Raw genomic sequence first — 10,926 nt, 5'->3', positions numbered from 1 at the left:
ATGCCGGCGGCCCGGCCGGCGACGGTCGGTGCTGGTATGAATCATCAGCCGGTGACGTCGTCCCGGCGGGTTCCTTTCGTTTCATCAGGGGTGGCACTTGGACCGGGTTGTGGGCTCGCCGCGTCGTTCGGGCGCGGTACGCCGGTTGGCGTTGGGGCTGGCGGGCGTGGTGACGCTCGGCCTGACGGTGGTCGGGGGCACCGGGACGGCCACCGCGCAGGGGGCGGCGGTGCCGGTTCCGTCGCCGGGTGGGAAGTTCGTCAAGGTGGAGCCGCACCGGATCCTCGACACCCGGTCCGCGGTCGGGGTACCGGCCGCGGGGAAGGTCAAGGGCGGGGCGAGCATCCGGGTGCCGGTGGGGCTGCCGGCCGGTGACGTGAAGGCCGTCGTGCTGAACGTGACGGTCACCGAGCCCTCCGAGGACAGCCACCTGACGGTGTATCCGGACTGGACGACGCTGCCGACCGCGTCGAACCTCAACTTCACGGCGGGGCAGACCGTCCCGAACGCGGTGACGGTGCCGGTCGTCAACGGGTACGTCGACTTCTTCAACAACTCCGGCAGCACACACGTGGTGGCGGACCTGGCCGGCTACTACACGGACAGCCAGGCGATCACCGGGTCCACCTACGTACCGCTGAGTCCGGCGCGGATCCTCGACACCCGGCCGAACGGCGCGGTGGGCGAGGGCGTGACGCGCAACCTCAAGGTGGCCGGGGCGGGCGGCGTGCCGGCGGCCGGGGCGACCTCGGTGGTGCTGAACGTGACGGTGACCGACACCACCGCCGACAGCTTCCTGACGGTCTTTCCGCACGGCATCACCCGTCCGAGCACGTCGAGCCTGAACTGGACGCCGGGGCAGACCGTCCCGAACCTGGTGACCGTCCCGCTGGGGGCGGACGGCAGCGTGGACCTGTTCAACCACATCGGCTCGACCCAGGTCGTGGTGGACGTCTTCGGCTTCTACCAGGCCGCTCCGAACGGCGCGTCGTACTCGGCCACCGGCCCGAAGCGCATGGTCGACACCCGCTCCAGCGGGAGCTTCCACACGCTGGACGCCGACGGCACGATGAACCTCCCGGTGGCCACGGGCGGTCTCGGCACCACGAAGGTGGCCGCGGTCGTCCTCAACGTCACGGTCACCAACCCGACCGCCGACAGCTTCCTCACCGTCTTCCCCGGCAACGGCACCGGCCGGCCGACCACCTCGAACCTCAACTTCCGCCCGGGGCAGACGATCCCGAACATGGTGATCGTGCCGGTGGACGACTCCGGAATGATCAACTTCTACAACCACCTGGGCACGGTGGACGTGGTCGTCGACATCTTCGGCTACTTCACCCTCCCGGAGGGCGGCCCGACCGCGCTGGGCCTGGGCACCAACGGGCCGAACGTGGCCTGCGCCGCCACCGCCCCGGGAAACTGGCTCCCCAACGCACTGAGCGACGTCCAGGTGTTCGCCACGCCGCCCGGCCTCGCCGGTAACGGGGCGAGCCCGTGGCTCCAGGTGGTGCTCACCGCCCCGGACGGCAGCACCAGTTCCTACTCCAGCACACCGGTCGCCGACCACTTCCAGACGGGCGTCTCCATCGGGAAGCCGACCTCGGGCTCGTACAGCTTCTACACGTACGAGACGGACGGGACGCGGGTCTCCGCGCCGAGCAGCACCTGCTACTTCCGGGTGGACGCCGACTCGCTGATCACCGGCGTGACCGTGGCCTCCAACGGCGTGGACGGCCAGATCTTCATGCAGCAGCCGCTGACCTTCACCTTCGGCGCCACCTCCACCGGCAGCACCGAGGGGAGGACGATCGCCTCCTTCCACTACGCCCTGGACTCCAGCACGGCGCCCGACACCCTGGTCCCGGCGACCAACGGCACGGCCCAGGCCGTCATCAACTCGGGCAGCTGGGGCACGCACTCCGTGTACGTGTGGGCCGTGACCGCCTCCGGCTGGCGGAGTCAGCCGACGATCTACACCTTCTACACCCGCTGGCAGTAGCGCGCCCCGACGCCCGGCGTTCGTCCGGGCGTCACGGGCGGGTGGGCGGGTGTTGGCGGGGCGCTGACACCCTCGCGGGTCACATCCGCGTTGCCGCAAGGAGTGTCATGCGATTCAGACTCCCGTCCGCCGCACCGGTGCTGGCGGTCGGTGCAGCACTGGCCACCGTCGTCGCCACGGCTCCGGGTGCGTTCGCCGCGCCCGGGGCGCCGGGGACCCGTCCGTCGTTCTGCGGGCACGACAACCGGCACACGCCGTTCGCGCAGTACCTGTGCGCCCAGGAGGGCGACCTGCTGGACGTGCGGATCGGCGACGTGCACCCGACCCAGCCGTCGCTGGGCTTCGACGAGGTGTACTACAAGCTCGGGCGGTACACGCTCGGCAAGGACGCGGTCAACAAGAAGTTCGACGACTGGTGCGAGGCGGACGGCCGGGTACAGGCCGCGGCGGTCCAGCCGGGCGCGCGTCTGGACGACCCGTCCTCGTTCACCTGTGCGCTGCCGGTGGGCGGCGAGACGGCGGACAGCACCGCCGCGATGAAGACCGTGGTGATCGGCCCCGGCGGCGAGCCGTTTTTGACGGACGGTCACCACACCCTGACCTCCTTCTTCGAGACCCCGGACGGCGGCGCCGACCTGCACGTCCGGCTGAAGGTGCTGGCGAACCTGAGCACCCTCACCAAGAAGGACTTCTGGGCGGAGATGCAGACCAACAAGTGGGTCTACCTCCGCGACCCGGAGGGCAACGAGGTCACGATCAACAAGCTGCCGACCTCCGTCGGGCTGGCCGACTTCAGCGACGACAAGTACCGCAGCCTGCTCTACTTCGGCCGGGACATCGGCTACACCCAGAACACCGTGCCGTTCCAGGAGTTCTACTGGGGCAGCTGGATCCGTGACGCCGCGCCGGTCGACCTGACGGCCTGGGACCAGACGGACCCCGCGAGCTACCTGGCCGCCGTCAAGGGCACCACCCAGGCGATGGTGGCACTGCCCAAGGACGCCGTGGTGGACAGCGGCTTCACCGCCGGCCAGCTCGGCGCGCTGGACCAGTGGAACGCCGGCAAGGCCGCCAACAAGGGCGAGTTCGACAAGCTGGGCAAGCCGTACTCCGACGCCAAGCCGGGCAAGCTGGCCTACGCGCTCGAGTACAAGAAGGTCAACGGCCTGGGCTGACCTGGAGGTTGGACCGACGGAGGGGACCGGCGCGGCGCGCGCCGGTCCCCTCCGCGTGCGGGCCGGCGGGTCAGGGCTGGAGGAGGACGGCGGCGGGGGCCGGGTCGGGGGTGCGGGTCTTGGTGAGGCGGGTGACCTGGTCGGCGGTGAGGGCCTGGCGCCAGAGGCGGACGTCGGTGATGCCGCCGTTCCAGGCGTCGGCCCAGTGGGCCTTGTAGCGGGCGCGGCCGAGTTCGAGGGGGCCCTTGGCGGGGAGGACGGCGGGGGCGGGGGTGGTCTGGGCGAGGGTGCCGTCGACGTAGAGCGAGATGGTCTTGGCCTTGGCGTTGTAGACGCCGGTGAGGGTGGTCCAGCGGCCGGTGGCGGCGGGGGCGGTGGAGAGCGCCATCGCGGTCTTGCCGGCCTCGTTGGCGGTCTGGACCTTGAAGACCCAGCGGTTGCGGGTGGCGGCGGAGGAGTCCTCGCGGCCGAGGTAGTAGGCGAAGAACTGCTCGCCGTTCTGCGACAGCGCGGCCTTGGGGTCGCTCGCGGCGTCGTTGCGGACCACGGCGGAGACGGTGAAGTCCTTCGCGGTGTCGATCCCGGCGTCGGCCGCCTCGGCGTAGCCGTCGCCGTTGCCCGGCAGCAGCAGGGCGGTGCCGTCCCGGCCGTCGGCGGGGCCGAGCTTGGCGGCGCTGCCGGGCTGCAGTCCCTCGGGCTTGGCCGCGGACTCCGCCTTGTCGGCGGGCTTGGCGGCGGCGGTGCCGGAGGGCGCGGCGGCGGAGGGCGCGGCGGCGCTCCTGGCCGGTTTGGCGGCCGGTGTTCCGTCGGAGTGCTGGGAGACGACCACGGCGACGGTGATCATCGCGCCGACCGCGACCAGGGCGCCGCCGCCGAGCGTCAGGCCGAGCATCCGCTTGCGGCGGGCCTCCCGCTGCTCGGCCTCGGCCATCGCCTCCCAGTAGGCCGCGTCCGGCCCCACCGTGACCGGCCTGACCTGAGTCCCCGCACCGCCCGCTGCACGCCTGCCCGCCACGTTCTCCCCGTTCCCCGTTCGGCTTGCTTCGTCGGCGGAACTCTAGGCGGCGCGGTTCGAACACGCGAACTGCGGGGGGCGCGACGCCCGTCGGCCCCGCCGCCGAAGGAGGCGACGGGGCAGGGGAGTTGACGGGCAGTCGGCTCAGTCGCGGGCGGCGGCCGCGCGGCGGCGGGCGGCCACGGTCACCACGCCGGCGCCGAGCGCCACCAGGACGGTGCCGGTGATCAGCAGCGGGGTGGAGGAGGAGCCGCCGCCGGTGGAGGCGAGGTTCTGCGCGACCGCGGGGGTGCCGACGGCGGTCGGGGTCGGGGCGGCGCTGCTGACCGCGGCGGCCGGGACGGCGGCGGCGGTGGTCGGCGCGGTGGCCGGGGCCTTGGTGGTGGGGGTGGACGCCGGGGTGGTGGGCTGCTTGGTGGCGGGGGTGGTCGGGGCCGGCGCCGGGGTGGTCGGGGCGGGGGCGGCCGGGTGCACGATCGGCAGCACGTAGTGCAAGTCGACCTGGGCGCCGAGGTAGATGTCGACCTGGGTCTGCGCGGCGTTGGAGTGGCCGGTCACGGTGAGCCGGAACAGGAACCGGGTGGCGTGGCCGTCGTCCAGGTGGGTGGCGAGCGAGGAGTAGTCGGCGCGCAGCACCGGGTCGCAGCCGGGCTCGAGCGGCAGGCTCTTCCAGGTGCCGCCCTGCATGACCTCCAGGGTCAGGTCGGACGGCTGCAGGATGCTCGCGCCGGTGCCGTCCTCGTGCTCGTTGTAGAAGGCCAGGAAGGGCTTGGCGTCCTCGATCGGCGCGCCGGTGGAGTTGCCCAGCTCGATGCCGAACTCGACGCCGGCGCCGCCCGCGGTGACCGACTTCGGCATCTCGGGGAGGAAGTCGCTCTTGGGGAACTTCGGCGTGGTCTGGTCGGCGGCCTTGACCGCGTTCGCGTCCTTGACGGCTCCGGTGACCGCCTGGCTGACGGTGGGGGTCTCCGGCTCGTCACCGCAGGCCCAGGCGGTGGACGCGCCGCCGAGCACCGGGAGGGTGGCGCCGAGCACGGCGACGGCGGCGAGGGTGGCGAGGCGGGCGCGGCGGGAGCGGGTGCGGACGGACATCGGAGTTCCCCCAGGGACGGATGGTGAGCGGCGTGGGCGGCGTCCGCTCGCTCGTTCCCGGCGGGGTCCGGCGGACGCTGTACGACAATCATGGCGAGCGGATATCCCGCGCCGATCATCGCTCTGTCACCGAACAGAAACAGCCGGACGTACCCCTACCATCGCACCCTGCCAGCGGATTTGTCGCCGCGTCAGGTGCGCGTGACGCACGGTCGGCCGAGGCTGACGGACCTGCGGCGCGACCGGCGCGGCTGCCTGGACCAGATACCGGGAGGGGGTATGGTGGCGGGGTGCAGCGGACTGGGCGGACCCCGGTACCCGCCGGGTCGCGGACGGCCGCCCGGTGGGCGCTGCTCTGCGCCCTGCTGCTCGGCCTGTTCCTGATGCACGGCAGCCCGACCGGCGCGGCCGGGTGCCATCCGCAACCGCCCGCCGCGGCGGGCGAGTCGTCGCCGCACGCCGCGACCGCCGGAGCGGACGAGCGCACGCCCGCAGCGGCGGCCGCGCCGTACCGCCCGGGTCATGCCGGGGCGGCCAGCTGCGTGTCCACGCAGGCCCGGGACCACGCTCCGCTGGCCGCGCCCGGGCCCGCCACGGTGTGGACCGGGGCCGTGGCCCTCGCGCACCCCCGGGTGCGGCCGGCGGCGGACGGGCGGGGCCGGGCGCCGCCGGAGGGCGGGCGGGAGCTGCTGACCAGGGTCGGCGTCGCCCGCAGGTGAGGGCGCCACCCGGTCGGGCCGACGGCCCGGGCGGGCGCCGCGTCCTGTCCGCGACCGCGCATCCGCGCGCGCACCCTGGAGCGATCTCCCATGACCAGCATGCTTTCCACGACCCGGACGACCCCCTCCCCCCGCCGCCGGGCGCTGGCCGCCGCGGCCGCGGCCGTGCTCGCGCTGACCCTGACCGCCTGCGGCAGCGGCTCGATGGCCGGCATGGACCACGGCGACACGAAGCCGTCCGCTGCCGCGTCCGGCCACGACATGGCCGGGATGAGCCACGGCCCGGACGGCATGGCCGGTGCGGCCACCGACGGCCTGGCCGCCGAGCAGGGCGGCTACCGGCTGGACGGCGCGCTGTCCGGCAGCGAGTACCGGTTCACCGTGACCGGGCCGGACGGCAGGGCGCTGACCGCGTTCGAGCCGGAGCAGACCAAGCCGATGCACTTCTACGCGATCCGCTCGGACCTGTCGGGCTTCCAGCACCTGCACCCGGTGCTCGGCCAGGACGGCGGCTGGACGGCGCCGCTCGCCGCGCTGGAGCCGGGCGACTGGCGGGTGTACGCCTCGTTCGTCCCCGGCGCGGGCAGTGGCAAGGGCACCGGGCTGGTGCTCAGCCGCACCGTCACGGTGCCCGGACAGGCGACGCCGGTGCCGCTGCCCGCCGCCGCGGCGAGCACCACGGTGGACGGGTACACGGTGACCGTGGCCGGTGCGCCGAAGGCGGGAGTGGCGGGCGAGTTGACGGTGACGGTCGGTCGGGACGGGCAGCCGGTCACCGACCTGCAGCCCTACCTGGAGACCTACGCCCATCTGACCGCGTTCCACACCGGCGACCAGGCCTTCGCCCACCTGCACCCGCAGGTGAAGGCCACCGGTGCGGGCGGCGGTCCGACCCTGCCGTTCCACGCCGAGCTGTCGAAGGCCGGTGACTGGCGGCTGTTCCTGCAGTTCCAGACCGGCGGGACGCTGCACACCGCCGCGCTGACGCTGAACGTGGCGCCGTGAGCGCCGGTCCCGCCCCGGTCGGTGCCGGGGCGGGACCGGATTCCGCACAGGTGCGCGAAGATGGACCGATGAGCCCCTCGCCGCGCCCCCGCCTGATCGCCACCGACCTCGACGGCACCCTGCTCGGGTCGGGCGGCACGCTCTCCGCCCGCACCGCGGCGGCGCTGGCCACCGCCGAGGCGGCCGGTCTCGAGGTGGTCTTCGTCACCGGCCGCCCGCCGCGGTGGATGCAGCAGCTCGGCCCGCACATCGGCGGCCACGGCGTGGCGATCTGCTCGAACGGCGGCGCGGTGGTGGACGTCCACCGCGGCGAGCTGCTGGAGACCTTCCCGCTGCGGCCGGACGAGACGCTCGCCGTGGTCGAGCGGCTGCGCGCCGAACTGCCGGGCACCGCGTTCGCGTTCGAGTTCCCGGGCGGGTTCGCGCGGGAGCCGGAGTACACGGTGGTGATGTGGGAGTCCGACAAGGAGCACCCGGTCGCCCCGGCCGAGCAGCTGGTCGCCGAGGGACGGGTGGACGGCCTGTTCAAGGTACTGGCCAAGCACCCCGACCTGGCCCCGGACGAGTTCCTGGACCGGGCCCGGGCGGCGGTCGGCCCGCTGGCGGAGATCACCCGCTCCAGCCCGATCGCGCTGGTGGAGATCAGCGCCCCGGGGGTGACCAAGGCCAGCACGCTGGCACGCTGGTGCGCGCAGCGCGGCATCGACGCGGCCGAGGTGGTGGCCTTCGGCGACATGCCCAACGACCTGGAGATGCTGGCCTGGGCCGGGCAGGCCTACGCGGTGGCCAACGCGCACCCGCTGGTGCTGGCCTCGGTCACCCGGCACACCGTCAGCAACGAGCACGACGGCGTCGCCACGGTCATCGAGACGCTGGTCTGACCGACCATCACCGGACGCACCGTCACCGGGTGCGCCGGGTGACCGCCTTCGCCGCCCAGCGCTGGACGTACTCGTCGCCGTGCTCGGCGATCCGGGCGAGCGCGGCGGTGGCCTCCGGGGTGTGGATCGCCTCCAGCGCCCACACCGCCTTGACGCCGACCTGGTTGAACTCGTCCCATTCGTGCTCGGTGCGGGCGATCCGTTCGAGCAGCGCGATGGTTCCGGGATCGGGGAGGTCGGCGAGCACCTCGAGGGCGTCCTCGTTCGGCACCTCCCGGGCGCCCAGGGCCAGCGCGGCCGTGATCGGCGGGAGGTAGGACGGGTCCGGGTGCGCCGCGGCGACCAGCAGGAAGAGCTCGAACTTCCCCCAGTCGCCGGCGGCCCGGGCGGCCTCCAGCCCGGCGGCGGTCGCACCGGTGACCCCCTGCAGGTCCTTGACCCGGTCACGGCGCTCCTCCCAGGGCACCGACGGGTCGCGCAGCAGGGCTTCGATCTCGTCCGGGGTCACCGGGCTCACCAGTCCTTCGTCTCGTATCCGAGGATCCGCCCGTTGAATATATCCACCGACTTCTTGCGCAGGCCGAAGTTGAGGAAGCCCTTCTCGGCCTTGATGTGCACCCGGTCGGCCTGGCCGCGGCCGAGGATCGGCAGGTCGGCCAGGCCCTTCTCGCGGATCGCCTGCGAGGCGGGGTCGTCGCGGGCGCCGGCGGCCAGCAGGGCGTCCCGGGTGCCGGCCTGCATCTCGAACTGGACCAGGACCTCGTAGTCCTCGGGGTGACGGGCCGCCAGTTGCCGGATGTACGCCTCGTCCTGGGTCACGAAGGTCTCGCCGAACTTCGGGTACAGGCCGCCCTCGGCCTTGAGCTGCTTCTCGTACTCGGCCCGCGACATGCCGCGGTAGAAGACCTCGGCGTCCTCGTGCGGGGACAGGCCGAGCGGGTCGATCCAGGCGTGCGGGTTGCGGACGTAGGCGTCCGGGTTGGACGAGGGCGCGAGGCCGAGCGGGTCGGGGCTGGTGTAGCGGGCGGTCTCGGGGTCGTAGTAGCGGTGCAGGTTGTAGTGCAGCCGGGTCTCGGGGTCGAAGTACTGGCCGGGGAAGCGCAGCGGCGTGTACCCGCTGCTGTCGCCCGCCCAGACGGTGTTGCCCCAGAGGGTGGCGGTGGCGCGCCAGGCGACGGTGCCGGCCGGGTCGACGAGTTCGGTGGGGGTGCCGACCAGGTCGGTGACGATGGCGAAGAAGCGCCGGTCGACCTGCTCCTGGGTCGCGATGGTCTCGGTCTGGGTGAGCGGGCGCAGGCCCTTGTGGTCCCAGCTGAGCGTGTAGGGGCCGGGCAGGTAGGGGGCGTGGGTGGTCTGCTCGGCGAGGGTGTGGCCGTCCCAGGTGAAGTCGGTCTGCTCCAGGACGGTGGCGCCGTCGGCGTCGAGGCGCTGCTTGGCGGTGCGCCGTCCGAAGGGGTCGTACAGGTAGCGCCAGCGGGCGCCGTCGGGGGTGGTGACCTCGGTGAGGCGGTCCTCGGCGTCCCAGGTGTAGCGCCAGGTGTCGGGCTTCTTGGAGAGCCGGGTGCGCTGCCGCAGGGTGACCCGGCCGGCGGCGTCGTGCTCGTAGCGGACCTTGCCGGCGGCGGTGAGCAGGGCGCCCTCGTACGCGCGCGGGCCGACGGCGTCGCTGGTGGCGCCGGTGGCGGGCCACTGGGCGTCGGTGAGGTTGCCGGCCGGGTCGTAGGCGTAGCTCTCGGTCCAGTTCTCGGCGCGGACGGCGGTGACCCGGCCGGCCGGGTCGAGGTCGAACTCCCGACGTCCCGTCAGCTGGTCGTCGACGGCGGTGAGCTGGCCGTCCGGGCGGTAGTCGTAGCGGCGGGCGCCCAGGGCCGGTTCGCCGGCGGTGCGGCCGTGCAGGGCCTGGCCGGTGCGGCGGTGGCGGGCGTCCCAGCTGGTGGTGAGGGTGAGCTGCGCGCCGACGGTGCGTTCGATCTCGCGGCCGGCCGCGTCGTAGCCGAAGCCGAGGTCGCCGCCGGGGGTGCGCAGGGCGGTCGGGCGGCCGGCCTCGTCGTAGGTCCAGCCGCTGGTGTGCCCGCCGGGGGTGGTGCGGGAGGTGCGGCGGCCGAGGGTGTCCAGGGTGTGGGTGAGGGTGCGGCCGTTGACGGTCTCGGCGAGGACGTTGCCCAGTGCGTCGACGACGCGGGTCACCTCCGCGTCCGGGTTGGCGGCGTGCACCAGGTGTCCGGCCCGGTCGTAGCCGTAGCTGGTGACCCGGCCGGCGGTCTCGGTGGCGACGAGCCGGCCGAGTTCGTCGTAGCGGTGCGCGGTGCGCTGCCCGGCGGCGTTGGTGTGGGCGACGAGCTGCCCGGCCGGGTCGAGCGTGTACTCGGCGCGGCGGCGGGCGAAGTCGCTCTCGGCGATCAGCCGCCCGGCCGGGTCGTACTCGTACTCCCAGCGCTGGCCGAGGGCGTTGGTGACGGCCACCAGCTGCATGTGGGCGTCGTGGGTGAAGGTGATCCGGGCGCCGTCGGGGGTGGTGCGGGCGGCGAGGGTCTCGAAGTGGGTGTACTCGTAGGTGCTGACCTGGCCGAGTTCGTCGGTGTGGGTGAGCAGGTTGCCCTCACCGTCGTACACCCAGCTCTCCACCGTCCCGTCGGGGGCGGTCCTGGTGGCCGGACGGCCGTCGGCGGTCCAGGTCAGCCGGGTGACGCCGCCGATCGGGTCGGTGATGGTGCGGGCCCGGCCGAAGGCGTCGCGCTGGTAGCCGACGGTCCGTCCGGTCGGGTCGGTGGACTCGACGGGCAGGCCGGCGGGGTTGCAGCGGATCCGGGTGGTGTGGCCGAGCGCGTCGGTGACGCTCTCCAGGTGCCCGAGCTCGTCGTAGCCGAACCGGGTCACCGCGCCGAGCGGGTTGGTGACCGAGGTCCGGCGCCCGTGCTCGTCGTAGGTCTGCCGCCACACGACGCCGCCGGGTTCGGTGACGGTGACGGGCAGGCTGAGGCGGTCGGTGTAGGCGGCGAGGGTCTGCTGGCCGTCGGGGCGGGTGACGGCGATCAGG

The 10,926-nt window shown here is 73.6% G+C and carries 9 protein-coding genes; 5 read left to right on the top strand and 4 right to left on the bottom strand.

Annotated features, from left to right (window positions below; all coding sequences use genetic code 11):
• Window positions 1-97 precede the first annotated feature (97 nt).
• Both AB0K51_RS22985 and AB0K51_RS22980 read left to right on the top strand, forming a co-directional pair.
• On the top strand, window positions 98-2,002 hold the full coding sequence (locus AB0K51_RS22985) for a hypothetical protein (protein WP_363458517.1): 1,905 nt from the start codon (window positions 98-100) through the stop codon (window positions 2,000-2,002).
• A gap of 107 nt (window positions 2,003-2,109) precedes the next feature.
• The gene (locus AB0K51_RS22980) at window positions 2,110-3,177 is read left to right on the top strand and encodes a ParB/Srx family N-terminal domain-containing protein (protein ID WP_363458515.1); all 1,068 of its coding nucleotides are present in this window, start codon (window positions 2,110-2,112) and stop codon (window positions 3,175-3,177) included.
• A 70-nt stretch (window positions 3,178-3,247) separates the two neighbouring features.
• Here the strand turns inward: AB0K51_RS22980 and AB0K51_RS22975 are convergent, their stop codons facing one another.
• Both AB0K51_RS22975 and AB0K51_RS22970 read right to left on the bottom strand, forming a co-directional pair.
• Complete coding sequence (locus AB0K51_RS22975) at window positions 3,248-4,138, bottom strand: LamG domain-containing protein (protein ID WP_363458514.1); 891 nt, start codon at window positions 4,136-4,138, stop codon at window positions 3,248-3,250.
• 198 nt (window positions 4,139-4,336) lie between these two features.
• Entirely contained in the window at window positions 4,337-5,284 is a 948-nt protein-coding gene (locus AB0K51_RS22970) for a hypothetical protein (protein ID WP_363458512.1), read from the bottom strand.
• Between the two features lie 290 nt (window positions 5,285-5,574).
• Here AB0K51_RS22970 and AB0K51_RS22965 point away from each other — a divergent pair, with 290 nt between their 5' ends.
• The 3 genes from AB0K51_RS22965 to AB0K51_RS22955 all read left to right on the top strand — a co-directional run bounded on the left by AB0K51_RS22965 (window position 5,575) and on the right by AB0K51_RS22955 (window position 7,889).
• Window positions 5,575-6,003 carry a hypothetical protein gene (locus AB0K51_RS22965; protein WP_363458510.1) on the top strand — a complete coding sequence of 143 codons (429 nt, stop codon included), beginning with the start codon at window positions 5,575-5,577 and terminating at the stop codon, window positions 6,001-6,003.
• A 90-nt stretch (window positions 6,004-6,093) separates the two neighbouring features.
• A complete protein-coding gene (locus tag AB0K51_RS22960; protein WP_363458509.1) occupies window positions 6,094-7,008 on the top strand; it encodes a hypothetical protein in 915 nt (304 codons plus the stop codon).
• 68 nt (window positions 7,009-7,076) lie between these two features.
• Window positions 7,077-7,889 (top strand): HAD family hydrolase, encoded by an 813-nt coding sequence (locus tag AB0K51_RS22955; protein ID WP_363458508.1) that lies wholly within the window; start codon window positions 7,077-7,079, stop codon window positions 7,887-7,889.
• Between the two features lie 22 nt (window positions 7,890-7,911).
• Here the strand turns inward: AB0K51_RS22955 and AB0K51_RS22950 are convergent, their stop codons facing one another.
• Window positions 7,912-8,406, bottom strand: a complete 495-nt coding sequence (locus tag AB0K51_RS22950) for a HEAT repeat domain-containing protein (protein WP_363458506.1) — start codon at window positions 8,404-8,406, stop codon at window positions 7,912-7,914.
• On the bottom strand, window positions 8,403-10,926 hold a 2,524-nt coding region (locus AB0K51_RS22945), incomplete at its 5' end, for an RHS repeat-associated core domain-containing protein (RefSeq protein ID WP_363458504.1). The genes AB0K51_RS22950 and AB0K51_RS22945, both read right to left, overlap by 4 nt.

It is taken from the genome of Kitasatospora sp. NPDC049285 (genome assembly GCF_040678815.1).
Classification (GTDB): domain Bacteria; phylum Actinomycetota; class Actinomycetes; order Streptomycetales; family Streptomycetaceae; genus Kitasatospora.
The sequence above is the reverse complement of the archived record's forward strand: the minus strand, read 5'-3'. Positions and strand labels throughout refer to the sequence as shown.

Coding starts and splice junctions, on each gene's coding strand:
- AB0K51_RS22955 (WP_363458508.1), top strand. CDS start 7,077: ATGAGCCCCTCGCCGCGCCCCCGCCTGATCGCCACCGACCTCGACGGC.
- AB0K51_RS22970 (WP_363458512.1), bottom strand. CDS start 5,284: ATGTCCGTCCGCACCCGCTCCCGCCGCGCCCGCCTCGCCACCCTCGCC.
- AB0K51_RS22960 (WP_363458509.1), top strand. CDS start 6,094: ATGACCAGCATGCTTTCCACGACCCGGACGACCCCCTCCCCCCGCCGC.
- AB0K51_RS22980 (WP_363458515.1), top strand. CDS start 2,110: ATGCGATTCAGACTCCCGTCCGCCGCACCGGTGCTGGCGGTCGGTGCA.